The following is a 26,610-nucleotide window of genomic DNA, read 5'->3' as shown; positions in this document are numbered from 1 at the left end:
AGCCTACCGAGCCCGGGAGGCCTGCCGTTCGGCGTCGATGACGTCGGGCGCGCCGCCGAACTCGTCGGCGATCTCGCCGGCCACCTCGGGTTCGCCGTGCCCGGCCATCTGGGCGTCGGCCCGGGTCAGCATGCGGTGGCCGGAGGCCAGCACCAGCACGCCGAGCAGGACGGCGACCGCGCCGGCCAGGAACGGGACGTGGATGTTCCAGTGGTCGACCATCTTGCCGGCCACGAACGGGGCCAGGCCGCCGCCGATGAAGCGGACGAAGCCGTAGGTGGCCGAGGCGATCGGGCGGTCGACCGGGGACACCAGCATGACGGCCTGGGTGGTCAGCGTGTTGTTGATGCCGACGGTGACACCGCTGAGGACGACACAGGTGATCAACGCCCACCGTACGTCGGTGAACAGGCCGATCAGCAGCAGCAGGACCGCGAACGAGCCGAGCGCGCCGTAGAGCGAGCGGGCGGTGCCGAAGCGGGACTGCAGCCACGGCGCGCCGGTGATGGAGAAGACGGCGACGAGCAGGCCCCAGCCGAAGAACACGAAGCCGAGCTGGATCGCGGACAACTCCATCGGGTAGGGCGCGTAGCCCAGCATCGTGAAGAAGCCCCAGTTGTAGAACAGGGCCGCGATGCACATCGTGAGCAGGGGCCGGTGACGCAGCGCGAGCAGCGGCTCGGAGAGGGCCACCTTGCGGGGCGGCGGGGGAGTCTTGTCGAGCAGCGTGACGGTGGCGATCAGCGCGACGGCCATCAGGGCGGCGACGCCGAAGAACGGGCCCCGCCAGCTGATGTCGCCGAGCAGGCCGCCGATCAGCGGGCCGGCCGCGATGCCCAGGCCGAGGGCCGCCTCGTAGAGCACGATCGCGCCCGCGAACCCGCCCGAGGCCGACGCCACGATGACGGCCAGGGAGGTGGCGATGAACATGGCGTTGCCCAGGCCCCAGCCGGCCCGGAAGCCGACGATGCCGCCGATCGAACCGGAGAGGCCGGCCAGCGCCGAGAACACGACGATGACGGCCAGGCCGGTGATCAAGGTGCGCTTGGGGCCGATCCGGCTGGACACCCAGTTGACGCCGAGCATGGCGACCGCGGTGACCACCAGATAGCTGGTGAACAGCAGGCTGACCTGGCTCGGCGAGGCGTGCAGCTGCTCAGAGAGGGCGGGCAGGATCGGGTCGACCAGGCCGATGCCCATGAAGCTGACGACGCAGGCGAAGGCGACGGCGAAGACCGCTTTGGGTTGTCGAAAGAGCACGTCCGAAGCATAAGCCGCTTATGTATTTTCCGCGAGCGCAACGGGGGGCGGTGAGACGTAAGAGACTGTGGAACGGTGGAGCGCATGACCGACATCCTCCAGCCGGCGATCAGCGACTACCTGCTCGATCACTGCACCCCGGCCGACGACGTGCTGCGCGACCTGGCCGCCGAGACCCGCGAGGCGTTCCCCGACGAGGCCGGCATGCAGATCTCGCACGACGAGGGCGAACTGCTGACCATGCTCGTGCGGCTCACCGGCGCCAAGCTGGCCGTCGAGATCGGGGTCTTCACCGGTTACTCGTCCATCTGCATCGCCCGGGGCCTGCCCAAGGACGGCCGGCTGCTGGCCTTCGACGTCTCCGACACCTTCACCGGCATGGCCCGCCGCTACTGGGCCCGCGCCGGCCTCGACAACCTCATCGGCCTCACCCTCGGCCCGGCCGTCGAGTCGGTGCGGGCCCTCAGCTCCGAGCCGGTGATCGACTTCGCGTTCGTCGACGCCGACAAGACCGGCTACCCCGCCTACTACGCCGAGCTGGTGCCGCGGATGCGCCCGGGCGGCCTGATCGTCATCGACAACGTGCTGCGCGACGGCCGCGTCCTCGAACCCGTGCACGAGAGCGACGTGGCGGTCAGCAGCCTCAACGACCACATCGTCACCGATGACCGGGTCGAGTCGGTGATGCTTCCCGTACGGGACGGGGTGACGCTCGTGCGCAAGCGGGGTTAACAACCGCTTCGCAACCCGGCGCGATCCGAACGACAACCGGGGAGAGGTCTCCTTGGTGGAATGTCGAAGGTGTTCGCGGTGGCCGCCGCACTGGCCATCGCCGTCTACCAGCTGTTGCCCGACAACGCCTGGTGGACCGCCGGATGGCAGATGGGCATCGGGTACGCCGGTGCCGCCGCGATCCTGATCGGCGCGCGCCGGCTGCCCCGCCGTGAGCGCCTGCCCTGGTGGCTGTTCGCGGCCGGGATCGCCGCCAACGTCACCGGCATCGGCGTTTCCGTGTACTCCGACGAGGTGCTGGGCTGGTCCGACATCCCCACCCTGGCCGACCCGTTCTTCCTGCTGCTCTACCCGTTCTGCGCGCTCGGCATCGCCGTGCTGATCCGGCGCCGCGAGACCGGGCGCAACTGGACCGCCATGGTCGACGCCACCACCATCACCACCGGCTTCGGGCTGCTGGCCTGGGTCTACGTGATCGCGCCGTCGGCCGAGGGCGGCCACATGACCATGCTGGGCGAGGCGACACAGGTCGCCTACCCGATCGGTGACCTGGTCATGATCGCCATGATGACCCGGCTGCTGCGCGGCGGGGGCCGGCGCGGCGCCCCGTTCTGGTGGGTCACCGGCTCGCTGGCCGCGTTCCTGATCGGCGACACGGTCTGGGTCGTGATGGGCAACCTGATCGACCAGGGCTACCCGGTCGAGGACATCCTCTGGCTCAACCGGGCCATCGAGTCGATCTTCCTGGTCGCGTTCACGTTGTTCGGCGTGGGCGCGCTGCACCGCGACGTGCGGTCGCTGGGCGCACCGGCCGGCACCGACGTGGCCCGGCTGGGCCGCGCGCACCTGGTGCTCCTGACCGCCGCCTCACTGATCGCCCCGGCCCTGCTGGCCGTGCAGGTCGTCCACGGTGAGGTGCACAACGGCATGGCCATCGTGGTCGGCTCGGCGGCGCTGTTCCTGCTGGTCGTCACGCGGATGGCGCAGCTGGTGCGCGAGGTCGAGCGGCAGGCCCAGCAGGTGCGCGAGCTGTCCCGGCAGGACGACCTGACCGGGCTGCCCAACCGGCGGGCCTGGAACGACGAGCTTCCCCGCGCCCTGGAGAACGCCCGCCGCGACGGCCGCCCGGTCAGCGTGGCGCTGCTCGACCTCGACCACTTCAAGCACTTCAACGACACGTACGGCCACCCGGCCGGCGACCGGCTGCTCAAGTCGGCCTCCGCGGCCTGGCACGGCAACCTGCGCGCCGTGGACACCCTGGCGCGCTGGGGCGGCGAGGAATTCGTCGCGCTGCTGCCCGGAGCGGACGCCGCCGAGGCTCGCGACGTGCTGGAACGGGCCCTCCGGGCGACCCCGCTGGGCCAGACGTTCTCGGCCGGGCTGGCGGTGTGGGACGGCGTGGAGACGTCGGAGGAACTGCTCGAGCGGGCCGACGCCGCGCTCTACCGGGCCAAGTCGAACGGCCGGAGTCAGGTCAGCGACGCCGCGAACCGGCCGGCCACCGCGGCGGCGACGAAGTAGGCGTAGTCCTCGTCGAGCTTGCGGCCCATGGTCGACAGCGGCACCGGGCTCGCCCGCAGCGCGGCGTCCAGCCCGTCGGTGCGGACGCGAGGCAGGCGGTGGCGCACGGCCAGCGGCGCGAGCGCGGTGTCGATCTCGGCGGCCAGGAGCGGGTCGAGGCCGTCCGGCACCGGCAGGTCGGCCGGGGTCAGGGCCACTTTCCCGTACGCGGTGAGGCTGTGATGCGACACGCCCCGGTGCCGGGGCCGCCCGTCGCCGGTGGAGATCCGCAGCGAGCCGACCGGCCGGCCGCCCAGCACGCCGGTCGCGTTGACCGCCTCGCCCAGCGCGACCCCGGAGAACCCCCAGGTCGTGCCGGTGCCCAGGTTGCCCGGCCCCTGCGTGACGATTGTGACGTCGGCCCGCAGCACGTGGCGCGCCGCGAGCAGGCCGGTGTGCACGGTGCCGGCCTCCAGATCACCCCCGTACGCCTGACCGGTCGTGATCGTGCCCGCGAGGTGGGGGCGCAGCCCGTCGAGGGTGCGCGAGAACCACGCGGGAAGCGCTCCGCCGTCGGTCATGACGTACGCGACCCGGGCCTCCGGACGGGAATCGTGGACGCCGGCGAGGATGGCTGGAAGCGCGGAGTGCAGGTCGGCCAGCACCACCGGCATGCCGTCAAGCGACTCGGCGGCGGCCATCACCTCGCGGTGCGGGGAGGCCTCCTCGTCGACGCCGAGCCGGATGACCTGCAGCGGCGTGTAGCGGGCCTTGACCAGGTGACCCGAGTCGCGGGTGGTGCCGTCGTCCACCGGGTCGGGCGGCAGCCGGTCGGGCAGCGCGACCACCAGCGCGTATCCGCCCGTGCCGAGACCCATGACCAGCGCGCCGACGTTGAGCAGCACCCGGTCGCCGGGCTCGGGCTCGCCGACCAGAGCGGGGTAGGCCAGCGCCCGCAGCGGACCTTCGCCGGTGACCACGTCGAGCTCGACCGCGCCGTGCCACCGCTTCCGAACCGCCTGGACCGTCCCCGACCGCCACCGCACCATGGCCGCCAACCCTATAGGTCGACCCCGCCGTCGACGTGGTTGCGGCCCGCCGTGCCGCGGGTGGGGTCGAGGAAGACGTACCGGATGCCGGGGAAGCGGGCCCGCAACCGGCGCTCGGCCTCGTCGGAGGCGGCCTCGATCTCGCCGCCGGTGACGTCGTCACGGAAGTCGACCTTGGCCGCGACCAGCACGTCACCCGGGCCGAGCTGCATGGTCAGCAGCGTCGGCACGGCGTCCACGATCGGGATCGAGGCCAGGTCGGCGGCGATCTGGTTGTGCACGCGGCGCGGCACCGCCCGGCCGACCAGCAGCGACGCGTTGGTGCGGGCGAGGATCGCGGCCACCAGGAACAGCAGCACGCCGATGGCGATCGAGGCGACCCCGTCCCAGACGGCGTTGCCGGTCAGCTCGGTCAGCGCGAGACCGGCCCCGGCCAGGACCAAGCCGACCAGGGCGGCCGAGTCCTCGAAATAGACGGCCTTGACCGTGGTGTCGGGGGTGAGCCGCAGGAACCGCGACGGGCTGACACCCCAGCGCCGCGACGCGCCCGCGACCTGACGCCGGGCCCGCAGGAACGACGTGCCCTCGGCCACGAACGACACGGCCAGGACGACGTACGACCATACGAACGCGCCCATCTCCTCGCCGTGGACGATCGTCTCGATGCCGTGGTAGATCGAGAACCCGGCGCCGCCGACGAAGGTGAACACGGCGGCGATGAACGCCCAGACGAAGCTCTCCTTGCCGTACCCGAACGGGTGTTCCTCGTCGGCCGGCCGCACGCCGCGGCGCAGCGCCACGAAGAGGAAGACCTCGGTGACTGTGTCGGCCAGCGAGTGGGCCGACTCGGACACCATGGCGGCCGAGCCGGAGACCAGACCGGCGAACAGCTTGGCGACGGCGATCGCCAGGTTGGCCAGGCCCGCGATCACGACGGTGCCGACACTCTCGTTCTGCGAACCTTCGGACTCTTGCGGCGAATCGGATGGGCTGAGCGGCTCGGCGCCGGCCAGACCGACCGGTAGCTGCTCGTCCGGTGTCTCTGCGGTGGTCACCCGGGCCTACCTTTCCGCTGCGCGGCCGCCGGAAACCGTCCGGGTGTAGCGCGTACGTCACTGTCGCGTCCACCCTGCTAGCGTTGCCAATCGTGTCGCGGACCCGCACCGAGCGCCTGGTGAATTTGGTAATCTGCCTGCTTTCCACGCGGCGGTTCCTGACCGCCGCGCAGATCGCCGCGACCGTCCCCGGCTACGAGCACGACCCGGAAGACCCGCGCGACCACGAAGCGTTCCAGCGCAAGTTCGAACGCGACAAGGCCGAGCTGCGCGAACTCGGGGTCCCGCTCGAGACCGGCACGGCCAGCGTCTTCGACCAGGAACCGGGCTACCGCATCGCCCACCGCGAATACGCCCTGCCCGACATCCTGCTCGAACCCGACGAGGCCGCCGCCGTCGGCATCGCGGCCCGCCTCTGGCAGCACGCCGGTCTGGCCGCGGCCGCCTCCTCCGGCCTGGCCAAGCTGCGCGCGGCCGGGGTCGAGGTCGACCCGCAGGCCACCCTCGGGGTCGAGCCGGTCGTCACCGTCGACCCGGCGTTCGGCCCGCTCACCAGCGCCGCCCGCGACCGCCGGGCGGTCTCGTTCAGCTACCGCGTGCCCGAGGTCGACGACCCGGCGGTCCGCAAGCTGGAGCCGTGGGGCGTGGTCTGCTGGCAGGGCCGCTGGTATGTGGTGGGCCACGACCGCGACCGGGCCGCCACCCGCTGCTTCCGGCTGTCGCGCATCGTCGGCGCGGTCAAGCCGCTGGGCCGTCCGGGCGCGTTCAGCCCGCCCGAGAACGAAGACCTGATCAGCCACGTCGCCCAGTGGTCGGGGCCGGTCGCGCACACCGGCCGGGCCACCGTGACCGTGCGCCCCGGCAAGGCGGCCGGTTTGCGTCGCTGGGCCGTCGGGTCGCGGCCCGGGCCCGAGGGCGACCGGCTGACCATCCCGTACTCGGACGCCGAACGCCTGGCCTCGACGATCGTCGGCTACGGGCCCGACGTGCGCGCCGACGGGCCGCCCGAGGTCCGTGACGCCGTCATTCAGCTGCTCAAAGAGGTCGTCACCCGGCACGAGGTGGCAGCCGCATGACCGGGCCCCGGCAGAGCGCGGACCGTCTCGGACGCCTCCTCAATCTCGTCCCCTACCTGCTGGCCCGCCCCGGCATCCTGGTCGCCGAGGCCGCGGCCGACCTCGGCGTGAGCGAACGCCAGCTGCGCGAGGACCTCGAACTGCTCTGGGTCTGCGGCCTGCCCGGCTACGGCCCGGGCGACCTGATCGACATGGCGCTCGACGGCGACCGGGTCACGATCAGCCACGACGCCGGCATCGACCGCCCGCTGCGCCTCACCCAGGACGAGGCCCTGGCCCTGGTCGTGGCGCTGCGGATGCTGGCCGAGACCCCCGGCACCGGCAACCGCGACGTCATCGAGCGGGCCCTCGCCAAGATCGAGAACGCGGCCGGCGACCTGGCCGGGGCCCCGGTCGCGGTGCGGCTGCCGGCCAACTCCAAGCGCGTCGACAAGGTGCGGGCCGCGGTCGGCAGCGGCCACGCGCTGCGGATGACCTATTACACGGCCGCCCGCGACGAGACCACCGACCGCGTGGTCGACCCGATGCGGGTGCTGATGGTGGGCGGCAAGGCCTACCTGGAGGCCTGGTGCCGCCGGGCCGAAGCCACCCGCCTGTTCCGCATCGACCGGATCGACGACTTCACCGAACTCGACGAGCCGTCCCGGCCGCCGGCCGAGGCGGTGCCCCACGACGTCTCCGACGGCGTCTTCCACCCCACCCCCGACCTGCAGCTCGTCACCCTGCGGGTGGGCCGGGGCAGCCGCTGGATCACCGAGTACTACCCGGTCGAGGACGTGCGGCGCGAGAGCGGCGACGAGTGGATCGTGACCATGCGGGTCACCGACCTGGGCTGGGCCCAGCGCCTGCTGCTCGGCTTGGGCCCCGACGTCACCGTGCTCGGCCCGCCCGAGCTGCTGGCCCGCATCCGCGAGCAGGCCACGGCCGCGCTCGACCAGTACAGCACCCCCGGCCGGTAGGGTGGCCCGGTGCTGATGTGGATCTGGATCGCCGTGGTCGTCGTCGCTGTGATCATCCTGGCGGTGGTGGGAGCGCGCCTGTTCGGCCGCCTGGGCCGGCTCGACCGCGCCGCCCGGCGCCTGCAGACGCGCCAGACCGAGGCGGCCCGACTGCAGCGGTCCGTGGCCGAGATGCAGGAGACGCTGCTCGAAGTGCAGCAGCGGGCCGAGCTGGCCTCCGAGCACGTGGCGGCCCTGTCGCCGGCGGAGAAGAAGGGGTAACCTGCGGCGTTCCTTCCCCGTTGTCCAAGGATTTGCGGGGATGGTGGCAAACCCACAAGGGTCCGTGGTCCGCATCACCAGATTTGACACGTACGATGGACCCCGCACACCTGATCCGACCGACTGGAGTTCACCCATGGGCGCCCTCAAGCCATGGCACATCATCGTTTTTGTGGTCGTCCTCGTGCTGCTGTTCGGCGCGAAGCGGCTGCCCGACGCGGCCCGTTCGCTCGGCCGGTCGCTGCGGATCATCAAGGCCGAGACCAAGGGCCTGGTGGACGACAACAACGACGTCGCCGAGAAGGCCGAGCCGCAATACTCGCGCCAGCCGATCAACGGTGAGATCCAGCAGCCGGGCGGATACCAGCAGGCGCCGCCGCCGCAGCCGGGCTACCAGCAGCCCCAGGGCTACCAGCCGCCGCCGGCCCAGCCCTATGTCGACCCGGTCCAGCAGCGCACCAACGACCGCTGACCCACGGGCATGAAGCTAGCCCTTCGCCGTCAGGGGCCCAGCAAGTTCCAGCAGGCCTCCGACGGCTCCATGACGCTGCTCGACCATGTCCGGGAGCTGCGTAACCGGCTGTTCATCGCCTCGCTCGGCCTGGTCGCCGGGCTGATCGTCGGTTTCGTCCTGTCGCAGTGGGTGTTCCACCTGCTCGAGGCGCCCTACTGTGACCTGCCGTCGTCGATCGCCACCCGCGCCGACGGCACGCAATACTGCGACTGGGTCGTCCTCAACGTCACCGACACGCTGATCCTGCGCCTCAAGATCGCGCTGTGGGTCGGCCTGATCGTCGGCTCCCCGGTCTGGCTCTATCAGCTGTGGGCGTTCATCGCGCCGGGCCTGCACCGCCACGAGCGCAAATGGGCGTACGTGTTCGTCGCGATCGCCGCCCCGCTGTTCATCGGCGGCGGCGTCCTGGCCTATTTCGTGGTCGGCCACAGCCTGGCCTTCATCATGGAGGCCGGCGTCCTCGGGGAGGCCACAAAACTCGAGGTCTCGTCATACATCGGGTTCGTGACGAACATGATCCTGATCTTCGGCGTGGCCTTCGAGTTCCCGTTGATCCTGCTCATGCTCAACTTCACCGGCGTCGTGTCGGCGAAGAAGCTGCTGGGCTGGTGGCGGATCGTGGTGTTCCTGTCGTTCGCGTTCGCCGCGATCGCCACCCCCGACCCGGGCCCGTTCGGCATGACGCTGCTGGCGCTGTGCATGGTCGTGCTCTATCTGATCGCGACCGGTGTGGCCGCGCTCAACGACAAACGCCGGGGCCGCGGCCAGGAGCTCTACGCCGGGCTCGACGACGACACGATCTCGCCGCTCGAGGACGAGCGCGTGCCGGTCGGGGCGTCCGACCCGATCGAGGCTCCGACCCCGATCGACGCGCCCACGCCGGTCACCAAGCCCCGCCCGCTCGACGGACGCTTCGACGACATGACGTAGGTCACTGACCGGGCGGCTATGCTGCCCGGCTGTGACGAGCGACGACATCGCGGTGCTGGCCAACCCCTCGGCGGGGCGTGGCCGGCACCGCGATCTGCTTTCCCAGGTGCTGCAGCGGCTGGGCCCGGCGGCCCGGCTGCTGGAGGCCCACAGCGGCGAGGAAGCCGAGGCCGCGAGCCGGGCGGCGGTCGACGAAGGCGTGGCGGCTCTGGTGGCCGTGGGCGGCGACGGGACGATCCACCGGGCGTTGCAGGCGGTGGCCGAGCGTCCGGTGGGATTCGGGGTGGTCCCGGCCGGCACGGGTAACGACTTCGCGGCCGGCGTCGGCATGCCGGTCGACCCCTTGGCCGCGGCCGGGGTGGTGGCGGCCGCGCTGGCCGAGGGCCGGCACGTGCCGGTCGATCTGGCCCGGGTCGGCGCAGACGCCCCGCGGTGGTTCGGGGCGGTGCTCGCGGGCGGCTTCGACGCGCTGGTCAACGAGCGGGCCAACGCGATGACCTGGCCGCGCGGGCCCCGGCGGTACGACCTGGCGATCCTGCTGGAACTGGCCCGGCTCAAACCGCGGAAGTACGAGCTCGAGCTGGACGGCGAGGACCACAGCTTCGAAGGCATGCTGGTGGCGGTGGGCAACTGCGCCAGCTACGGCGGCGGGATGCGGATCCTGCCCGGCGCCGACCCCACCGACGGCCTGCTCGACGTGGTGATCGCGGCGCCGTTCGGGCGGGCCGCGCTGGCCCGGCTCAAGCCCCGGCTGCGGCGCGGCACCCACATCACCGACCCCAGGGTCACCGTCTTCCGCGCCCGGAACGTGCGTCTGCGCTCCGGCGGCATCATCGCCTACGCGGACGGGGAACGTCTCGGCCCCCTCGACCTCGACTTGACGTGTGCGCCGGGTGCGGTTCGGTTGCTCCGGTGAATTGTTCATCAGATCGCGGGGGACCGGCCGATCGGGAGGACATGCAGATCAACTCGCTCTCCTCCCTGGTCACCTCCGCCTACGACACCGCCCGCTCCAACCTGAAGAGCATGGCCGAGGCCGCGGCCGAGTCGGGCAAGTCCGAGCCGGTCACCCCGGCGCTGGCCAAGACCCCCGAGCCCACCGCCCCGGAGGCGCCGAAGCCCGTTCCCGGTCAGCGTCAGGGCGTCAACCTCGACTCGTACGCCTGAGGTTTCACCAGCGCGTAAGGCCGTCATCAATCCAAGTACATCTATGCTCGCCAGGCTGCGGGCATGGCACTCTCGAGACGCACCCTCCTGCTGAGCTCGGCCGCCGCCGGCGTGGCCGGTGCCGCGACGACCTGGCCGCTGGCCGCCACCGCCGCGCCCTACCGCGGCCCGCTGCGCGCCGACCCGTTCACCCTGGGCATCGCCTCGGGCGACCCCGAATCCGACGGTTTCGTGCTCTGGACCCGGCTCGCCCCGGCCCCGCTGGCCGAGGACGGCCTCGGCGGCATGCCCGCCCGCGTCGTCCCCGTCGAGTGGGAGGTCGCCGCCGACGAACGCTTCCGCCGGATCGTGCGGCGCGGCGTGACGGCCGCGCGGCCCGAGTCGGCCCACACCGTGCACGTCGAGGTCGGTCACCTGCTGCCGGGACGCGAGTACTTCTACCGCTTCCGCGCCGAGGGCTACCTGTCGCCGGTGGGCCGCACCCGCACCGCCCCGTCGTCGTGGGCCGCCGGAGGCACCCTCGCCATGGCGTTCGCCTCCTGCTCGCAATATGAGCACGGCTACTTCACGGCCTATCGCCACCTCGCTGCCGACGAGCCCGACATCGTGCTGCACCTGGGCGACTACCAGTACGAATACCAGGCCGGCGTCTACACCGTCCCGGGCGGCAACCCGCGCGACCACGCCGGCCCCGAGACCGTCACCCTGGCCAACTACCGGCAGCGGCACGCCCAGTACAAGACCGACCCCGACCTGCAGGCCGCGCACGCCGTCGCGCCCTGGGCGGTGGTGTTCGACGACCACGAGATCGAGAACAACTGGGCCGACGAGGTGCCCGAGCAGCCCGACCCGACCTTCCTGGCCCGGCGCGCGGCCGCGTTCCAGGCCTACTACGAGAACATGCCGCTGCGCCGCTCCTCGATCCCGCGCGGCATCGACATGCAGCTCTACCGGCGCCTGCACTGGGGGCGGCTGGCCACGTTCCACATGCTCGACACCCGCCAGTTCCGCGACGACCAGGCCTGCGGCGACGGCTACAAGGACTGCGCCGACGCGTACGACCCGGCCCGCTCGATCACCGGCGAGCGGCAGGAGAAGTGGCTGCTCGACGGGTTCCGCCGCTCGACCGCCCGCTGGGACGTGCTGGGGCAGCAGGTCTTCTTCGGACAGCGGGACAACAACTCGGGTCCACAGGTGGTGACCAGCATGGACTCGTGGGACGGCTACGCCGCGTCGCGCGACCGGATCACCCGGGGCTGGGTCGACGCCGGGGTGCGCAACCCGGTCGTGCTCACCGGCGACGTGCACGCGCACTGGGCCGACGAGCTCAAACTCGACTACGCCGACCCGACCTCGCGGACCGTCGGGACCGAGCTGGTCTGCTCGTCGATCACGTCGACCGGCAACGGCGCCGACGTGCCGACCGGGCAGCACCCGTGGGCGGCCTGGAACCCGCACCTGCGGTTCTACAACAACCAGAGAGGCTACGTCCGTACGCGCATCACGCCCGACAGCCTCACCGCGGACTTCCGGGTCGTGCCGTACGTGACCACGCCGGGAGCACCCGTCCACACGCGCGCCACGTTCGTCGTCGAGGACCGGCGGCCCGGCCTGCACCAGACCGCCGACAACCCGACCCCGTCGCTCATGGCCGCCGTCGACCCGGCCGACACCGTCGCCCAGGAGACGCTCCGCCCCTGATCAGACCGCGCAGCCGGCCAGGGCCAGGGTCGCCCGAGACCGTTGGGACGGCCCGCCGCGGCCGCGGGCATCAGACCGCGCAGCCGGCCAGGGCCAGGGTCGCCCGAGACCGTTGGGACGGCCCGCTGCGGCCGCGGGCATCAGACCGCGCAGCCGGCCAGGGCCAGGGTCGCCCGAGACCGTTGGGACGGCCCGCCGCGGCCGCGGGCATCAGACCGCGCAGCCGGCCAGGGCCAGGGTCGCCCCGAGACCGTTGGGGCGGCCCGGCTCGGCCGCGGGCAGCACCAGCGCCGCACACCCGGCCGCGACCGCCCCGGCGTCGGCCGGCGTGTCACCGACCATGAGGGTGCGCTCGGGGTCGACGGCGAGCATCCCGCAGGCCCGCAGGAAGATCGCGGGATCGGGCTTGGTGCGTCCGAGCTCGAAGCTCAGGGCGTACGCGTCGATCAGGGAACTCAGGCCCCACGCGTCGAACAGGGGCCGGATGTCGAAGCCGATGTTGCTGACCACCGCCACCTTGATGCCGGCCTCGTGCAGCGTGCGCAGCGTCGACTCGGTGTCCGCGTAGGGCAGCCAGCCGTCGGGGGCCAGCAACCGCTCGTAGAGGGCGTCGGCCAGCCCCTCCACGTCGGTCGAGACGGTCGAGGCCAGGCCCGTGAAGGCGGCGCGGTGGCTCTGGGCGTAGAGATCGCGGTCGGCCCAGTGCTCGGCCAGGTGGGGCGGCACACGGTAGGGCAGCGGACCCCCGGCGCGCCCGGCTGTGACCAACCGGTCGGCCAGCACGGTGGCCCGGCCCCGGTCGAGCTCGCGACCGCACGCCAGCGCGGCCGCCACGACCCACGTCACAGGGTCTTCGACCTGCGCCAACGTGCCGTGGAAGTCGAACAGCACGGCGTCGACCTGACGGTGCGGCCGATGGGGAGGGTGATCGGTCGATGCGACATCCGGCACGGGAGCACCATACCCACCACGCCACGCGGGCCGGGACGCAACCGCCCGTGCTCCTTCTTGTCACACGCACGAACTAGCCTGGTGGTCATGACGAGTCCCGCCGAACGGTATGCGGAATCCCAGAGGCGGGCGGCCCGGGTGGCCGAGTTCCCCGCCCTCTCCGATTTCATGCTCGACGTCGGCTTCGACCTCGACGACTTCCAGCGCGCCGCCTGCGAATCACTCGAACGTGGGAGCGGCGTGCTTGTGTGCGCGCCCACCGGCGCCGGCAAGACCGTCGTGGGCGAGTTCGCGGTGCACCTCGCGCTGCGCGCCGGCGGGCGCAAGTGCTTCTACACGACGCCGATCAAGGCGCTGTCCAACCAGAAATACCACGACCTGGTCGAGCGCTACGGCCCCGAGCAGGTCGGCCTGCTCACCGGCGACAACGCCATCAACGGCGACGCCCCGGTGGTCGTGATGACCACCGAGGTGCTGCGCAACATGCTCTATTCGGGCTCGGCGGCGCTCAACAACCTGGCCTACGTGGTGATGGACGAGGTGCACTACCTGGCCGACCGGTTCCGGGGCGCGGTCTGGGAAGAGGTGATCATCCACCTGCCGGCCTCGGTGACCCTGGTGTCGCTGTCGGCCACGGTGAGCAACTACGAGGAGTTCGCCGACTGGCTGGTCACCGTCCGCGGCAAGACGGAGGTCGTGGTCAGCGAGCACCGCCCCGTCCCGCTCTGGCAGCACATGCTGGTCGGCCGGCGCATGTTCGACCTGTTCCACGACGCCGACGCCGCCAAGAAACACGACGTGCACCCCGAGCTGCTGCGCTACACCCGCGAGATGCAGCGCCGGCTCGAGTTCACCGACCGGTCCTACGGCCCCGGCCGCGGCGGCCGGTCCCGCCGCTGGCAGCCGCCGCCGCGGGCCGAGGTGGTCGACCGGCTCGAACGCGCCGATCTGCTGCCCGCGATCTCGTTCATCTTCAGCCGCGCCGGCTGCGACGCCGCCGTGCAGCAGTGCCTGGCCGCCGGGCTGCGCCTGACCAACGCCGACGAGCGGGCCGAGATCCGCCGCATCGCCGAGGCCAAGGTCGCCACGATCCCGCGCGAAGACCTGTCCGTGCTGGGCTACTGGGAATGGCTCGACGGCCTCGAGCGCGGCGTCGCCGCCCACCACGCCGGCATGCTGCCCGCCTTCAAAGAGGCGGTGGAGGAATGCTTCGTCCAGGGCCTGGTCAAGGCGGTGTTCGCCACCGAGACGCTGGCGCTCGGCATCAACATGCCCGCGCGCTGCGTCGTCCTGGAAAGGCTCGTGAAGTTCAACGGCGAGGCCCACGTCGACCTCACCCCGGGCGAATACACGCAGCTCACCGGGCGGGCCGGGCGCCGCGGCATCGACGTCGAGGGGCACGCCGTGGTGCTGTGGAGCCCCGAGGTCGACCCGCGTCACGTGGCCGGCCTGGCCTCCACGCGCACCTATCCGTTGCGGTCGTCGTTCCGCCCGTCCTACAACATGGCCGTCAACCTGGTCGGCTCGGTCGGCGCCGACCAGGCCCGCGACCTGCTCGAGTCGTCGTTCGCCCAGTTCCAGGCCGACCGTTCGGTGGTCGGCCTGGCCCGCCAGGTGCAGCGCAACGTCGAGACCATGGAGACGTACGGGGCCGACGGCGCCTGCCACCACGGCGACTTCGACGAATACTTCGCGATCCGGGTCGCCATCGCCGACCGGGAACGTGCGATCGCCCGTCAGGGCGCCTCCCAGCGCCGGGCCGCCGTGATCACCTCGCTCGAGAAGCTGCGCGTGGGTGACGTCATCCGGGTCGCCCAGGGCCGCCGGGCCGGGCTGGCCGTGGTGCTCGAGGCGCCCAACGGCGGGTTCGGCGAGCCCCGCCCGCTCGTGCTCACCCAGGACCGGTGGGCCGGCCGGGTCAGCCCGGCCGACTTCGCCGAAGAGGCCAAGGTGCTCGACCGGGTGCGCGTGCCCAAACACTTCAACCCGCGCTCACCGGCCGCCCGCCGCGACCTGGCGGCCCAGGTCAGCGCGACCGGCCACGACCGCACGGTGAACAGCGGCCGCCGGCGCAACCGGGGCGGTGGCGGCAACCCGGGTGAAGACTCCGAGATCGCGCTGCTCAAGGTGCAGATGCGCCAGCACCCGTGCCACGCCTGCCCCGACCGCGAAGACCACGCCCGCTGGGCCGAGCGCCGCCACCGGCTGCTGCGCGACACCGACGCGCTGCGCGAGAAGGTCGCCGGGCGCACGGGCTCGCTGGCCCGCACCTTCGACCAGGTGTGCGCGGTGCTGGCCGGGCGGGGTTATCTCGCTCCCGGCCCCGACGGCGTCGAGGTGACCGAGAGCGGGCGCATGCTCGGCCGCATCTGGTCCGAGGCCGACCTGCTGGTGGCCGAGTGCCTGCGGCAGGGCGTGTGGGACGAGCTCGAACCCGAGGAGCTGGCCGCCGCCGTGTCGATGGTGCTCTACGAGTCGCGCCGCGAGACCGACGACCGGGCCTCGGTGCCCAAGGGCGCGATCACCACGGCCGTCGACGCCTGCGGCAAGCTGTGGGGCGACATCGCCGCCGACGAGTCCGACCACGGGCTGACCCTGACCCGCGAGCCCGACCCGGGGTTCGTCTGGCCGATGTACCGCTGGGCCCGGGGCGAACCTCTCGCCCGGGTGCTGGCCAGCGGCGGCCACAGCTACGACACCGACATGCCCGCGGGCGACTTCGTGCGCTGGGCGCGGCAGGTGCTCGACCTGCTCAGCCAGCTGCGCGAGGCGTCGGCGGCCTCCGAGACGCTGCGCGCCACCGCCCGCAAGGCGATCACCGCGGTCAACCGGGGGGTGCTGGCATACCAGGCCGGTCTGTGAACGACAGGGCGGTCTCGGCGCACTCCGCGACCAGTTCGGGCTCGCCGGGCCGTTCGTCGCTGCGGAAATGCAGCGCGAGGATCCCGGCCACCTGGCCGTCGGGGGTGCGCAGCGTGTAGGCGTGCACGACCGGGAAGGGGTCGTCGCCGAAGCCACGGCGCCAGACGGTGCCGTATTTGTCCTCGAGGCGCAGCTCGCAGGCGTCGGCGCCGCCCACGATGGTGGCGGCCATCAGGATCGCGGCATAGACGGTCTCGGGGTCGGCCAGGGCGAGGAAGTCGTCGGAGATCAGGGCGCGGGGCCTGGTGCGCAGCTGCTCGCGCAGATCGGCCAGCAGGGTGCGGCGGGTGGCGCGGACCTCGCCGTCGACCGCCTGTTGCTGGATGCGGGCCCGGATGCGGACCTGGTCGTCCTCGGCCCGCTGGCGTTCCGCGGAGGCCCGGGCCAGGTCGTCGGCGCCGTCACCGAGCAACAGCCGCGGAACGAGCGCGGGCCGCGGCCCGGTGTCGGCCTCGGCGTAGGGCAGAAGCACCGGAGCCGAGCCGGACGCCACGATGGCCCGGCGGACGGTGTCGCGCACCCCGGTCAACCGGAAACGCCGGCCCGCGCCGGCCGCCGTGCGGTGCGCGCCGACCAGCATGCGGATCGTGCCGGCGTCGATGAACCGCACCCCGGCCACGTCGACCACGACGTCGTGGTAGCGGCGGGCACCCGCGTAGGCCAGGGCAGCGCCCAGCGCGGCGCGCACCCGGTCGTGGGCGGCGGCGTCGAGGGCGCCGGCCAGAGAGATGAGGCCGGTGTGCTCGCTGGGTGTTACCGAAACGGGTGACTGCAGGTTCATGGTTACCGCCGATGGGACGTTTCGCCCAGGCTACGCGACCACCGGCGGCACCGGCCATCTGACCGCACGGTGGGGTGAGAGCTCAGGACGCCGGCTGGGCCTCGACCGGCTCCGGGGTGTAACGCAGGCCGCGGCTGAACGTCGCGACCAGGGCCGAACCGGCGACCGTGGCCGCGAAGACCAGGATCGCGGTGGCCGGACCCCGCGTGGACAGGACCACGCCGGCCAGCAACGGGGCGGCCGCGGCCATCGACGTCGCGGCGACCATGATCACGCTGATGACGCGGCCCTGGAGCCGGTCGGGGGTGATCGCGGCCTGGAATCCGAACAGCGCGGCGTTCGCGGCCGGCCCGAAGAAGACGGTGAGGCCGAGCGGGATCGCGGCGGCGATGCTCGAGGGGAACAGCGCGGCACTGGCCAGAAGGACGGCGGCGGCCCAGCAGATCGAGCGGGTGAGAGCGACGAGCCCGAGCCGGCGCTGGACGGCCGGGGCGGCGAACGCGCCCAGCAGACCGCCGGCGGCGACGATCGTCTCGGTCAGTCCGATCACCGCGGGCGTCGTGCCGGCGCGTTGCAGGGCCACGATCAGGGCGAACACCACACCGTTGATCGCGAAGTTCAACGGCGCGGCGACCAGCATCAACGTACGCAGGAAGGGGTGGGTGAAGACGAACCGGAGACCTTCGGCCAGGGCGGCCCCGTACGCCTGAGGTTCGTCCTCGCGCGGCGCCTGCAGCGGCTTGCGGATGGCCAGCACGGCCGTGATCGACACCAGGTACGAGACGACGTTGGCGGCGAACGGGACGGCGTGGCCCAGTCCGAACAGGAGGCCGCCGAGCGGGGGACCGGCCAGCGAGGTGCCGTACGAGCGGGCCTCGTTGCGGGCCACGGCGTCGGGCAGTTGCCGGATCGGCACGATGCTGCGCAGCGACGCGTCCTCGGCGGTGCCGAAGATCGCACTGGCGGCCGCGTCGACGACGGCGACCACGAGGATCAGCACCAGCCCGGCGCGGTCGGTGAGAACCGCCGTGGTGAGGGCGGCGAAGGCCAGCAGCCGTACGGCGTCGCAGGCCACCAGGGTGCGGCGGCGATCGAGACGGTCCACCAGCACCCCCGCCGGCAGCCGTAGCAGCAGGCGCGTGGCCTGGGTCAAGGTGCCGACCAGGCCCGCGCTCACCGGCGAACCGGTCTTCACCAGCACCAGCAGCGACAGGGCGAGCGAGGCGATGCCGTCGCCGAGGTCGGACAGCGACTGCGACGACCAGAGCAGGTTGAACTCGCGGTTGCGCCACAGGCTCGTCGAGGTCACTTCTGGGCCCGTCGCGGGTAGGCGTGGGTGACGACAATGACCGTCTCGGAGTCCGGACCGGGATTGTCGGCCTCCTCGATGAGCCGGTCGATCTGCTCGCGCAGCCGTTCCAGGCCCTCGGCGGTCGTCCGGATGACCCGCTCGGAGCTGGCCGCCGCGTCGTACCACTGGGGACTCCACCGGCCGTGCGACGCCTCGCGGTGGAACTTGTCCATGGCGAGGTCCCAGACCGCGCGGGCGGTGCGCTCGAAGGCCCGGGTCGCCTCGGCGTCGCCGGTGTCCCAGGTGGTCGACGCGTGCGCGGCCTTCCACCAGCGCTCCCGCCCGTGCGAGCCGCGGCCGCGCTCGGGCGCCTCGGTCACGAAACCGTGCCGGGCCAGCAGACGGAGATGGTGGCTGGTCTGACCGGAGTCGGTGTCGAGGCGGCGGGCCAGGATGGCCGAGGTCGCCGGGCCGTCCAGCCGCAGCGAACCGAGGATCCGCATGCGCAGCGGGTGAGCCATGACACGCATCGTTTCGGCGGTGCTGAGCACGACCTCGTGCTTGTCTGTCCGTGCGCTCCCCGTGGTCATGGGACGACGCTATGGCCGTACGGGAAAGGCTTGCAACGCACTTATGCATAGGATCTCTGCACTGCTGCTCATCGGAGGAAACACGTGCTCGCCACATACATGCACGGGGAACGGGACATCCGCGTCGAAGAGGTCGCCGACCCGGTGATCAGCACCGGTCGCGACGCGGTGGTGCGGGTCGTCGCGTCCTGTGTCTGCGGGTCCGACCTGTGGGGCTACCGCGGCGTCCGGACCATCACCCAGCCCCGCCGGATGGGCCACGAGTTCGTCGGCGTGGTCGAGGCGGTCGGCGCCGACGTGCGGACGGTCAAGACCGGCGACTTCGTGATCGCGCCGTTCTACGTCTGCGACGGCGTCTGTGTGAACTGCCGCAACGGCTTCAGCACGTCCTGCCTGCACGGCGGGGCCTGGGGCGCCGAGGTCGAGGGCGAGGGCTTCGCGGACGGCGGGCAGGGCGAGGCCGTACGGGTTCCGCTCGCCGACGGCACGCTGTTCGTGGTGCCTGGTGGACAGCCCGGCGACGCGCTGATCCCCGGCCTGCTGACGCTCTCCGACGTGATGTGCACGGGTCACCACGCGGCCGTCTCGGGCGGGGTGCGCGAAGGGTCGACCGTGGCGGTGGTCGGCGACGGCGCGGTCGGGCTCGGCGCGGTCATCGCGGCCAAGCGCCTCGGCGCCGCCCGCATCGTGGCGATGTCACGCCACGCGGCCCGGCAGGCCCTGGCCCGCGAGTTCGGCGCCACCGACATCGTGCCCGAACGCGGCGACGAGGGCATCGGCGTGCTGAAGACGATGTTCGACGGCGTCGGGCCCGACGTGGTTCTGGAATGCGTGGGCACGAAGGAGTCGATGGACCAGGCGCTGCGGTCGGCCCGGCCCGGCGGCCAGGTCGGTTTCGTGGGCGTTCCGGCCGGCGGCCCCGAACTGCCGGTGCCGCTGATGTTCGGGACCAATGTGGGCGTCCGGGGTGGGGTCGCGCCGGTCCGTGACTACATGGCCGAGCTGCTGCCCGAGGTGATGGACGGCCGCATCCAGCCGGGAAAGGTCTTCGACCTGACGTTGCCGCTCTCGGAGACGGCGGCCGCCTACGCCGCGATGGACGAGCGCCGGGCCACGAAGGTTCTGCTGCGGCCCTAGGCTGCGGGCATGAATCCGCGACGAGCTGACGGAACCCGGCGGCCGCGTTCGGGAAGGCCGGGCTCGTGAAGGTCGCCGAGATCCGCCGCTATCCGGTCAAGTCTCTGCTGGGCGAGACCCTGCCCGCGGCGACGGTCCGGGAGCGAGGCATCGAGGGCGACCGGTTGTGGGCGGTGCGCGATGCCGACGGCAAGTTCGGCAGCGGCAAGAACACCCGCCGGTTCCGTCGCATGGCCGGGCTTTTCGACCTTTCCGCGTACGGGGGAGAGCCGGCCCCGACCGTGCGCCTGCCCGACGGTCGCGAATTCACGGCCGACGACCCCGCCGCCCACCGTGCGGTCAGCGCCCACCTCGGACGCCCGGTGACGCTGGCCCGCGAGGCGGCCGTGCCGCACCACGACGAGGGGCCGGTCAGCCTCGTCACGACGGCCGCGCTGGCCCGGTTGACGGGGCTGTGCGGGCCCGACCCCGGTCTCGACACGATCGACCCGCTCCGCTTCCGGGCCAACCTGCTGCTCGACCTGGCCGGGCCTCCCTCCTTTCCTGAGGACGACTGGCCCGGCCGCGTGTTGCGGATCGGGCCGCGGCTCGTCCTGCGCGTGGTCCGCCCGCTCACCCGCTGCGTCATGATCGACATGGCCCAGTCCGTGGCGCCCGACCGCAACGACCTGCTCAAGACCCTGGCCGATGCGCACGACATGACGTTCGGGGTCTTCGCCGCGGTCGAGCAGCCCGGCCCGGTCACCGTCGGGGACCGGTGCCGGTGGGCCTGAGCCCGTAGGGTGGCGGACATGGGACAAGGGCTGTTGCCATACCTGTGCTGCCCGGACGCCGCCGCGGCGATCGACTTCTACACCAGCGTGTTCGGTGCGACCGAGGTCCAGCGCTGGACCGCCGACGACGGGCGGATCGGTCACGCCGAACTGAGCCTGGCCGGTGAGCCGTTGTTCCTCGCCGACGAATATCCGGAGATCGGCGTGCGCAGCCCTTACGCGTACGGGGGAACGCCTTTGTCGCTGGTGCTCAGCGTGCCGGACGCCGTCGCCACCGCTGAGCGGGCGGTCGAGGCCGGCGCCACCGTCGAACGCCCGGTCAAGGCCCAGGACGACGGTTCGACGGCCGGGTGGATCATCGACCCGTCCGGGCACCGCTGGAACCTGCGGACCGCGGCCGAGGAGTTGCCGGTCGAGCAGTTGCGCGAGGTCGTCGGCGACCGCTACACCATCACCGAACAGCCGGAACGGTAGTCCGAGCGGTGCGGATGGACGCCTCGGACGTGGTCGGGCTCGTGACGGAGCTCGACGGGCGCGGCGTCGACGTCTGCCTCAGCGGCGGGTGGGCGGTGGACGCGCTTCTCGGGGAGCAGACGCGGGAGCATTCCGACCTGGACGTCTGGATCCGAGCCGAGAAACTGCACGAGGCCTTTCTCGGACTGGCGCATCGGGGAGTGGACCGGATCTTTCCGTGGGCGGGGGACCGGCCCTGGAACTTCGTGCTGCACGACGGGGGACGTCTCCGGGTCGATCTGCACCTCTACGAGGTTCGTGCGGACGGGGATCTGCACTATGGATCGGCGCTCGGGGGCGAGACTTTCGCGGCGGCGGCGCTCGGTGGCAAAGGAGTCGTCGGCGGGGTCGCGGTGCGCTGTGAGGACGCGGAATGGGCGGTGCGGTGGCACACCGGCTATCCGGCCCGGGACAAGGACCGGCACGACGTGGCCCGGCTCTGTGAAAGGTTCGGGATCGCGCTTCCGGCCGGGTTCTGAGCGGCTGCGGGCGGGGTCGCACCGTACGGTAGGGGTGTGAGAGAGATCCGGCTTGCGGCGCGGCCGCAGGGGTGGCCGACCGAGGACACGTTCGAGATGGCCGAGGCGCCGATGCCCGAGGCGGGGCCGGGGCAGGTGCTGGTCCGCAACGTGCTCATGTCGGTCGACCCGTACATGCGCGGGCGGATGAACGACGTGAAGTCGTACGTGCCGCCGTTCCAGCTCGGGGCGCCGCTCGACGGGGGTGCGGTCGGGGAAGTGGTGGCCTCGCAGTCCGAGCAGGTGCCGATGGGCTCGTACGTGGTGCACGGGCTCGGCTGGCGCGAATACGCCGCGGTCAACGCCGCCCATGCCCGCGTGGTCGACCCCGAGCAGGCCGACCTCTCGGCATACCTCGGGGCTCTCGGGCTGACCGGCTTCACCGCGTACGTGGGTCTGATCGACATCGCCCGGTTCCAGGAGGGCGACACCGTCTTCGTCTCGGGCGCCGCCGGTGCGGTGGGCAGCATCGTGGGGCAGATCGCCCGCGAGCGGGGCGCGGCACGGGTCATCGGCAGCGCCGGCTCGGACGAGAAGGTGCGCCACCTGACCGACGACCTGGGCTTCGACGTGGCCTTCAACTACCGCGACGCGCCTGTTCGCGAGCAGTTGCGCGAGGCCGCCCCGGACGGCATCGACGTCTATTTCGACAACGTCGGCGGCGACCACCTCGAGGCGGCGATCGGTTCGCTCAAGAAGTACGGGCGGGTGGCCATGTGCGGCGCGATCGCCGGCTACAACGAGACCTCGGCCCCGGCCGGCCCGCGCAACCTGGCCCTGGCCATCGGCAAGGAGCTCAACCTGCGCGGCTTCATCGTGAGCAACCACAACCGCCGTATGCCCGACTTCCTGGCCGAGGTCGGACCGCTCGTGCGCGACGGCCGGATCCGTTTCCGCGAGACGATTGTGGACGGGCTGGAGAACGCGCCGGCCGCCTTCATCGGGCTGCTCAAGGGCGAGAACACCGGCAAGATGCTCGTACGGATCTCATAGGGCTGTTTCACGACTGTGTGGGTCTGGTGCCAGCCCGGCTCCCGGTGTTCTCCCGGTGTGTTGGAACCGGGCTATAGCGGGATCTGGGCCCCTCCGCAGCCCCATCTCAGTCATGAAACCGGCCTTTACCGCACGCCGTCTTCGACCGCCCACTTCAGGAACTCGTACGCTTCCTGCCCGCGTACGGCCGGGTCGTCGTAGCCGGTCGGGTCGCCCGGGCGTTCGCGGATGCGCAGCGCGTCGGCGCCCAGGCGGTGCCAGCGGGGGTCGAGCTCTTCGACGATGTATCGGCCCGCGCCGCTCTTCGAGGTGATTGCGTCCTTCGCGAGCAGATGGTGCAGCCGCGCCACGCCCAGCACCACCCAGGCGATCGACGGTTCATGCCGGCCGAACTCGACCACACCGGCCTGCTCGACCTCGCCGATGGTGGAGCGCCAGTACGTGTCGAGGTTGCCCCGGGTGAAGTCGCGCAGCTCGGTCTTGTCGGTGTGCACCGGCGGCAGCGTCCCGCGCACCACGACCGCCCGCTCGGCCAGCTCGTGCCAGGTCACCGGGTTGATGTCGATCTTGCCCTCGGCCTCGAACCGGCCCTGGAAGAACGCGGGTCGCCGCCCCACGGTGAGCGCCGAGACCGCCAGGTCGGCCGGAGTGCAGTGGAAGCCGTCGAACACCACCTCGGGGTGGCGGGCCTTGGTCGCCTCGTGCGCCTCGGCCAGGAGCGCGTGGTCGGGCGGGCTGTCCCACACGCCGACGAAGTCGACGTCGCTCCCCTCGAAGAACTCGCCCCAGCACAGCGAACCGTGCAGGAAGAGCCCGGTCTGGCCGTCGGGGCAGCGGGCGTCGATCTCATCGAGGAAGGTGCGCGCGACATCCACGCCGCAGACCCTAACGGCCACGATCAAATTGCGTCCGTACGCATCCCCGCCCGCTCAGCCGCACGCCGCGTTCCCGGCATGACGCGTTCCCGGCGTCGTGCGCTTCGGCGTGGCGGGCTCTGGGCGTGGCGGCTGTGTCGGCGTGGCGCGTTCCGCGGTGTGGCGCGCTCTACGGCGTGCCAGGGTTCTGGGCGTGGCGGCGCGGCGGTTCTACGATGCCGCCCATGACCACTCCCCGAGCGCGGGCCGAGGCGCAGTACGCGTCCACGACCAGCAATCTGACGGCCCGGATCGCGATCTACGACCACCGTACGAACCCGCAGGACTGGTACACGTGGCTGGCCGAGCGGCTGCCGCTGCGCGGGGACGTGATCGAGGTGGGCGCCGGCACCGGTGAACTGTGGAACCGGGTCGACCCGAGCGGATACGACATGCGGCTCACCCTGGTCGACTTCTCGCCGGTCATGTGCGAGCGGCTGCGGTCGGTGCCCGGCGCGACGGTGCTGCGCGAGGACGCCGCTTCCCTGCCGTTCCCCGACGCGAGCTTCGACCTGCTGATCGCCAACCACATGCTCTATCACCTGGACGACCCCGAGGCGGCGCTGCGGGAGTTCGCGCGTGTGCTGCGGCCGGGCGGGCGGCTCGCCATGGGCCTCAACGGGACTGGCCATCTCGCCGAACTGTCCGAGATCGGGCCCGCGATCGGACGGCCCGACCACACGCTGCGGCCCGCCCACAACGGGATCACCGTGGCGAGCGCTACCGCGTACGTGCAAACGCTCTTCGAGCATGTCGGGGTCGAGAGTTATCCGTCGAGTCTGGACATTCCCGACGTCGAGCCGGTGCTGCTCTACCTGGCCAGCCAGGACCGGCCGCCGCTGACCCCGGACGAGGAGGCTGCCGTCCGCGATTTCGTCGAGTCCCGGATCGCGGCCGACGGTGCTTTCCGTGTACGCCAGAACGCCGTCCTCATCACCGCGAGCCGCTGACGACGGCCATGGCCTCGAGGGCGGCTTGGCGCAGGGCGTCGCTGCGGGCGTACACGGAAGCGCCGGGCCCGGGCTGCGGGCGGCCGTCGATGCCGCTGTAGGCGCCGCCGGCCTCGCGGACGATCAGCGACGTGCTGGCGAAGTCCCAGATCTGGCCGCCGGTCTGCACGGCCAGGTCGAGGTCGCCGCGAGCGATCATCAGGGCGGGGTGGATGGGCCAGTGCAGCGCGGGCGTCAGTTCCTTGAGAGGCGCCACGAGTTCGCGGTTCCACTCCTCGGGGACCACGCCGAGGCGGCTGCCGGCCACCGTGTCGGCGCCCGCCGAGACGTGGACGGGCGTTTCGGCCACCACCCGGCCGCCGACGATCCGGCCCTCGAACGCGCCGCCGCCGCGGGTCGCCCACCAGAGGCTGCCCTGCGCGGGGTGCGCGGCGACCGCGGTGGTCACCTCGCCGTCCTCCTCGAGGGCGATCAGGATCAGCCAGCGGTTGTCGCCGGCCACGAACAGGGCGGTGCCGTCGATCGGGTCGATGATCCAGCGGCGCCCGGACGCGCCGGTCTGGCCCTCCTCCTCGCCGAGGACGGCGTCGGTGGGCCGGGCCGCGGCCAGCACGTCCCGGATCGCGGACTCGACGGCACGGTCGGCCGCGGTGACGACCGAGCCGTCGGCCTTGAGTTCCCGGGGCAGGTCGGCGAGCGCCTCGAAATGCGGCAGCGCGACCGCCGCTCCGGTCATCGCGGCACGTTGGGCGAGCTGAAGATCCGTCTCCACATCCTCATCCTGCCTCCGCCCACCGGCCCACCCGACGCGAATCGCGGGTGTGTCACCCGCATCACCCGCGTATTTCCCCCTCCCGTCACCTGCCGGTCGTCAGAGGCCCCCGGCGACGTCAGACGATCTCGAAGCCGGTGGTCGGAGGCGCGTCCGCTTTCAGCCGATCGTGGCTCCGGTCGTCCGAGGCGTTGGCTGTCTCGCGCTCGTTGTCGGAGGCGTGTCCGCGGTCGGCCGATCGTGGCGTCGGCGGCGTTGGGCTGTCTCGGCGCTCGTTGTCGGAGGTGCGTCCGCTGTCGGTCGATCGTGGCGTCGGTCGTCGGGAGCCTGCTGCCGTCAGCCGATCTCGGCGACCGCCACGCCGGTGGTGCCGGTGGGGACCATGGCGACGATCTCGCCGGCCGGGTTGAGGACGCACGTCGGGCCCAGGCCCAGGTGGGTCGGGCCGCGCTCGCCGGTGACGTCGGCCGAGGCCAGCCACAGGCCGGTCTCGGCGATACGGCGGCGGCGCAGCTCGTTGTGGCGGTGCTGCCAGTGGACGGCGTTCTCGCGGCGCATCATGTTCTGCGCCGGCAGCGTCAGCAAGGTCGCTCCCTGGCGGGCGACCGCGGCGGCGGCGTGCGGGTATTGGGCGTCGAAGCAGATGTTCACCCCGAAAGTGACGCCCGCGCACGGAAAGACGGGATAGGCGTCGCCCGCCGTGAACACCTTTTCGCCCCGGGTCAGAAACGTCTTCCGGTACGCACCCACGACGCGCCCGCCGGCGATGACTGCCGCGGTGTTGAAGTAACGGTTTCCGCGGCGCTCGATCAGACCCAGCACCACGGTCGGCGTCACCGGGACCCGTACGTCGGAAAGCTCTTTCGCATGCCTCCGCACGAACGCCGCCTCGGGCCGGTAGCCCTGCAGAAAGCACTCCGGAAAGACGAGCAGGTCGGCGCCCTCGGCCTGCCGCGCGAGATCATGGACGACGGCGAGGGCCGACCGCTCGTCCCCGACGATCTCCGGCGTCTGGCACACACCCACCCGCATCAGGAAAGCCCGGGATCGACGGTCGCCGCATCGGATTCCAGCGCCCGCAACGTGCCGGTCGCCGCAGCGGGTTTCAGCGCCCGCAACGTGCCGGTCGCCGCAGAGGGCCTCAGCGCCCGCAATGCGCCGGTCGCCGAGGCGGGTTTCAGCGCCCGCAACGTACTGGTCTCCGCGGCAGGCTTCAGCGCCCGCGACGTGCCGGGGATCGGAAGGGGATTCAGCGCCCGCAGCGCGCTGGTCACCATGGCGGGTTTCGGCGCTCGCAACGC

General features: G+C 72.1%; 28 protein-coding genes. 17 read left to right on the top strand and 11 right to left on the bottom strand.

Annotated elements, in window-relative coordinates; genetic code table 11:
- Positions 1-3: 3 nt before the first annotated feature.
- Positions 4-1,260 carry an MFS transporter gene (locus JIG36_RS54285; RefSeq protein WP_203379865.1) on the bottom strand — a complete coding sequence of 419 codons (1,257 nt, stop codon included), beginning with the start codon at positions 1,258-1,260 and terminating at the stop codon, positions 4-6.
- A gap of 84 nt (positions 1,261-1,344) precedes the next feature.
- On the opposite strand from JIG36_RS54285, the gene JIG36_RS30680 reads away from it, so the two are divergent.
- Positions 1,345-1,992 carry an O-methyltransferase gene (locus JIG36_RS30680; RefSeq protein WP_203379864.1) on the top strand — a complete coding sequence of 216 codons (648 nt, stop codon included), beginning with the start codon at positions 1,345-1,347 and terminating at the stop codon, positions 1,990-1,992.
- A 60-nt stretch (positions 1,993-2,052) separates the two neighbouring features.
- Positions 2,053-3,513 (top strand): GGDEF domain-containing protein, encoded by a 1,461-nt coding sequence (locus tag JIG36_RS30675; RefSeq protein ID WP_236048490.1) that lies wholly within the window; start codon positions 2,053-2,055, stop codon positions 3,511-3,513.
- Here the strand turns inward: JIG36_RS30675 and JIG36_RS30670 are convergent.
- Positions 3,462-4,541 carry a DUF3866 family protein gene (locus JIG36_RS30670; protein ID WP_203379863.1) on the bottom strand — a complete coding sequence of 360 codons (1,080 nt, stop codon included), beginning with the start codon at positions 4,539-4,541 and terminating at the stop codon, positions 3,462-3,464. The genes JIG36_RS30675 and JIG36_RS30670 overlap by 52 nt on opposite strands.
- An 11-nt stretch (positions 4,542-4,552) precedes the next feature.
- Positions 4,553-5,554 (bottom strand): cation diffusion facilitator family transporter, encoded by a 1,002-nt coding sequence (locus JIG36_RS30665; RefSeq protein ID WP_203379992.1) that lies wholly within the window; start codon positions 5,552-5,554, stop codon positions 4,553-4,555.
- 134 nt (positions 5,555-5,688) lie between these two features.
- On the opposite strand from JIG36_RS30665, the gene JIG36_RS30660 reads away from it, so the two are divergent.
- The 8 genes from JIG36_RS30660 (at position 5,689) to JIG36_RS30625 (ending at position 12,204) form a co-directional block, all read left to right on the top strand.
- Positions 5,689-6,672 carry a helix-turn-helix transcriptional regulator gene (locus tag JIG36_RS30660; protein ID WP_203379862.1) on the top strand — a complete coding sequence of 328 codons (984 nt, stop codon included), beginning with the start codon at positions 5,689-5,691 and terminating at the stop codon, positions 6,670-6,672.
- Positions 6,669-7,631 carry a helix-turn-helix transcriptional regulator gene (locus JIG36_RS30655; protein ID WP_203379861.1) on the top strand — a complete coding sequence of 321 codons (963 nt, stop codon included), beginning with the start codon at positions 6,669-6,671 and terminating at the stop codon, positions 7,629-7,631. The genes JIG36_RS30660 and JIG36_RS30655 overlap by 4 nt, the downstream gene beginning before the upstream one ends.
- Positions 7,632-7,646: 15 nt before the next feature.
- Positions 7,647-7,892, top strand: a complete 246-nt coding sequence (locus tag JIG36_RS30650; RefSeq protein WP_203379991.1) for a hypothetical protein — start codon at positions 7,647-7,649, stop codon at positions 7,890-7,892.
- Positions 7,893-8,028: 136 nt separating this feature from the next.
- Complete coding sequence (gene tatA / locus JIG36_RS30645) at positions 8,029-8,364, top strand: Sec-independent protein translocase subunit TatA (protein ID WP_203379860.1); 336 nt, start codon at positions 8,029-8,031, stop codon at positions 8,362-8,364.
- 9 nt (positions 8,365-8,373) lie between these two features.
- On the top strand, positions 8,374-9,336 hold the full coding sequence (tatC, locus tag JIG36_RS30640) for a twin-arginine translocase subunit TatC (protein ID WP_203379859.1): 963 nt from the start codon (positions 8,374-8,376) through the stop codon (positions 9,334-9,336).
- A 31-nt stretch (positions 9,337-9,367) separates the two neighbouring features.
- Positions 9,368-10,252 carry a diacylglycerol/lipid kinase family protein gene (locus JIG36_RS30635; protein ID WP_203379858.1) on the top strand — a complete coding sequence of 295 codons (885 nt, stop codon included), beginning with the start codon at positions 9,368-9,370 and terminating at the stop codon, positions 10,250-10,252.
- 41 nt (positions 10,253-10,293) lie between these two features.
- Entirely contained in the window at positions 10,294-10,503 is a 210-nt protein-coding gene (locus JIG36_RS30630) for a hypothetical protein (RefSeq protein WP_203379857.1), read from the top strand.
- 63 nt (positions 10,504-10,566) lie between these two features.
- Positions 10,567-12,204, top strand: coding sequence for an alkaline phosphatase D family protein (locus JIG36_RS30625; protein ID WP_203379856.1), 1,638 nt, complete (start codon positions 10,567-10,569; stop codon positions 12,202-12,204).
- Between the two features lie 210 nt (positions 12,205-12,414).
- Here JIG36_RS30625 and JIG36_RS30620 read toward each other — a convergent pair whose 3' ends face one another.
- Entirely contained in the window at positions 12,415-13,155 is a 741-nt protein-coding gene (locus JIG36_RS30620; protein ID WP_203379855.1) for an HAD family hydrolase, read from the bottom strand.
- Between the two features lie 87 nt (positions 13,156-13,242).
- On the opposite strand from JIG36_RS30620, the gene JIG36_RS30615 reads away from it, so the two are divergent.
- Positions 13,243-16,017 (top strand): DEAD/DEAH box helicase, encoded by a 2,775-nt coding sequence (locus tag JIG36_RS30615; protein ID WP_203379854.1) that lies wholly within the window; start codon positions 13,243-13,245, stop codon positions 16,015-16,017.
- Here JIG36_RS30615 and JIG36_RS30610 read toward each other — a convergent pair.
- From JIG36_RS30610 to JIG36_RS30600, 3 genes are all read right to left on the bottom strand, one after another.
- Positions 15,980-16,858, bottom strand: coding sequence for an STAS domain-containing protein (locus JIG36_RS30610; protein WP_203379853.1), 879 nt, complete (start codon positions 16,856-16,858; stop codon positions 15,980-15,982). The genes JIG36_RS30615 and JIG36_RS30610 overlap by 38 nt on opposite strands.
- Positions 16,859-16,940: 82 nt before the next feature.
- Entirely contained in the window at positions 16,941-18,167 is a 1,227-nt protein-coding gene (locus JIG36_RS30605; RefSeq protein WP_203379852.1) for an MFS transporter, read from the bottom strand.
- Positions 18,164-18,739, bottom strand: coding sequence for a winged helix-turn-helix domain-containing protein (locus tag JIG36_RS30600; protein WP_236048488.1), 576 nt, complete (start codon positions 18,737-18,739; stop codon positions 18,164-18,166). Before JIG36_RS30600 ends, JIG36_RS30605 begins: the two co-directional genes overlap by 4 nt.
- 84 nt (positions 18,740-18,823) lie before the next feature.
- Here JIG36_RS30600 and JIG36_RS30595 point away from each other — a divergent pair, with 84 nt between their 5' ends.
- The 5 genes from JIG36_RS30595 (at position 18,824) to JIG36_RS30575 (ending at position 22,673) form a co-directional block, all read left to right on the top strand.
- Positions 18,824-19,876, top strand: coding sequence for a zinc-dependent alcohol dehydrogenase family protein (locus JIG36_RS30595; protein WP_307872971.1), 1,053 nt, complete (start codon positions 18,824-18,826; stop codon positions 19,874-19,876).
- 65 nt (positions 19,877-19,941) lie between these two features.
- Complete coding sequence (locus JIG36_RS30590; RefSeq protein WP_203379851.1) at positions 19,942-20,649, top strand: MOSC domain-containing protein; 708 nt, start codon at positions 19,942-19,944, stop codon at positions 20,647-20,649.
- Between the two features lie 18 nt (positions 20,650-20,667).
- Entirely contained in the window at positions 20,668-21,123 is a 456-nt protein-coding gene (locus JIG36_RS30585; protein WP_203379850.1) for a VOC family protein, read from the top strand.
- 14 nt (positions 21,124-21,137) lie between these two features.
- On the top strand, positions 21,138-21,641 hold the full coding sequence (locus JIG36_RS30580; protein ID WP_203379849.1) for a nucleotidyltransferase domain-containing protein: 504 nt from the start codon (positions 21,138-21,140) through the stop codon (positions 21,639-21,641).
- Positions 21,642-21,737: 96 nt separating this feature from the next.
- Complete coding sequence (locus JIG36_RS30575; RefSeq protein WP_236048526.1) at positions 21,738-22,673, top strand: NADP-dependent oxidoreductase; 936 nt, start codon at positions 21,738-21,740, stop codon at positions 22,671-22,673.
- A gap of 125 nt (positions 22,674-22,798) precedes the next feature.
- Here the strand turns inward: JIG36_RS30575 and JIG36_RS30570 are convergent, their stop codons facing one another.
- A complete protein-coding gene (locus JIG36_RS30570; protein ID WP_203379847.1) occupies positions 22,799-23,548 on the bottom strand; it encodes a hypothetical protein in 750 nt (249 codons plus the stop codon).
- Between the two features lie 224 nt (positions 23,549-23,772).
- Between JIG36_RS30570 and JIG36_RS30565 the strand changes: the two genes are divergently transcribed.
- Complete coding sequence (locus tag JIG36_RS30565; RefSeq protein WP_203379846.1) at positions 23,773-24,537, top strand: class I SAM-dependent methyltransferase; 765 nt, start codon at positions 23,773-23,775, stop codon at positions 24,535-24,537.
- Here the strand turns inward: JIG36_RS30565 and JIG36_RS30560 are convergent.
- From JIG36_RS30560 to JIG36_RS30550, 3 genes are all read right to left on the bottom strand, one after another.
- Positions 24,521-25,309 (bottom strand): inositol monophosphatase family protein, encoded by a 789-nt coding sequence (locus JIG36_RS30560; protein WP_307872970.1) that lies wholly within the window; start codon positions 25,307-25,309, stop codon positions 24,521-24,523. The two genes, JIG36_RS30565 and JIG36_RS30560, sit on opposite strands and share 17 nt — an antisense overlap.
- Before the next feature lie 336 nt (positions 25,310-25,645).
- Positions 25,646-26,341 carry a carbon-nitrogen hydrolase family protein gene (locus tag JIG36_RS30555; protein WP_203379845.1) on the bottom strand — a complete coding sequence of 232 codons (696 nt, stop codon included), beginning with the start codon at positions 26,339-26,341 and terminating at the stop codon, positions 25,646-25,648.
- A complete protein-coding gene (locus JIG36_RS30550) occupies positions 26,341-26,586 on the bottom strand; it encodes a hypothetical protein (protein ID WP_203379844.1) in 246 nt (81 codons plus the stop codon). The genes JIG36_RS30555 and JIG36_RS30550 overlap by 1 nt, the downstream gene beginning before the upstream one ends.
- Positions 26,587-26,610: the final 24 nt, after the last annotated feature.

It is taken from the genome of Paractinoplanes ovalisporus, assembly GCF_016834655.1.
Classification (GTDB): domain Bacteria; phylum Actinomycetota; class Actinomycetes; order Mycobacteriales; family Micromonosporaceae; genus Actinoplanes; species Actinoplanes ovalisporus.
The sequence above is the reverse complement of the archived record's forward strand: the minus strand, read 5'-3'. Positions and strand labels throughout refer to the sequence as shown.

What these genes read in the sequence shown, in the direction of transcription:
- JIG36_RS30575 (WP_236048526.1), top strand. Translation starts at nt 21,738, where the DNA reads ATGGCCGAGGCGCCGATGCCCGAGGCGGGGCCGGGGCAGGTGCTGGTC.
- JIG36_RS30655 (WP_203379861.1), top strand. Translation starts at nt 6,669, where the DNA reads ATGACCGGGCCCCGGCAGAGCGCGGACCGTCTCGGACGCCTCCTCAAT.
- JIG36_RS30675 (WP_236048490.1), top strand. Translation starts at nt 2,053, where the DNA reads ATGTCGAAGGTGTTCGCGGTGGCCGCCGCACTGGCCATCGCCGTCTAC.
- JIG36_RS30680 (WP_203379864.1), top strand. Translation starts at nt 1,345, where the DNA reads ATGACCGACATCCTCCAGCCGGCGATCAGCGACTACCTGCTCGATCAC.
- JIG36_RS30550 (WP_203379844.1), bottom strand. Translation starts at nt 26,586, where the DNA reads ATGGTGACCAGCGCGCTGCGGGCGCTGAATCCCCTTCCGATCCCCGGC.
- JIG36_RS30555 (WP_203379845.1), bottom strand. Translation starts at nt 26,341, where the DNA reads ATGCGGGTGGGTGTGTGCCAGACGCCGGAGATCGTCGGGGACGAGCGG.
- JIG36_RS30610 (WP_203379853.1), bottom strand. Translation starts at nt 16,858, where the DNA reads ATGAACCTGCAGTCACCCGTTTCGGTAACACCCAGCGAGCACACCGGC.
- JIG36_RS30625 (WP_203379856.1), top strand. Translation starts at nt 10,567, where the DNA reads ATGGCACTCTCGAGACGCACCCTCCTGCTGAGCTCGGCCGCCGCCGGC.
- tatC (WP_203379859.1), top strand. Translation starts at nt 8,374, where the DNA reads ATGAAGCTAGCCCTTCGCCGTCAGGGGCCCAGCAAGTTCCAGCAGGCC.
- JIG36_RS30580 (WP_203379849.1), top strand. Translation starts at nt 21,138, where the DNA reads ATGGACGCCTCGGACGTGGTCGGGCTCGTGACGGAGCTCGACGGGCGC.
- JIG36_RS30615 (WP_203379854.1), top strand. Translation starts at nt 13,243, where the DNA reads ATGACGAGTCCCGCCGAACGGTATGCGGAATCCCAGAGGCGGGCGGCC.
- tatA (WP_203379860.1), top strand. Translation starts at nt 8,029, where the DNA reads ATGGGCGCCCTCAAGCCATGGCACATCATCGTTTTTGTGGTCGTCCTC.
- JIG36_RS30585 (WP_203379850.1), top strand. Translation starts at nt 20,668, where the DNA reads ATGGGACAAGGGCTGTTGCCATACCTGTGCTGCCCGGACGCCGCCGCG.
- JIG36_RS30630 (WP_203379857.1), top strand. Translation starts at nt 10,294, where the DNA reads ATGCAGATCAACTCGCTCTCCTCCCTGGTCACCTCCGCCTACGACACC.
- JIG36_RS30600 (WP_236048488.1), bottom strand. Translation starts at nt 18,739, where the DNA reads ATGACCACGGGGAGCGCACGGACAGACAAGCACGAGGTCGTGCTCAGC.
- JIG36_RS30565 (WP_203379846.1), top strand. Translation starts at nt 23,773, where the DNA reads ATGACCACTCCCCGAGCGCGGGCCGAGGCGCAGTACGCGTCCACGACC.
- JIG36_RS30650 (WP_203379991.1), top strand. Translation starts at nt 7,647, where the DNA reads ATGTGGATCTGGATCGCCGTGGTCGTCGTCGCTGTGATCATCCTGGCG.
- JIG36_RS30670 (WP_203379863.1), bottom strand. Translation starts at nt 4,541, where the DNA reads ATGGTGCGGTGGCGGTCGGGGACGGTCCAGGCGGTTCGGAAGCGGTGG.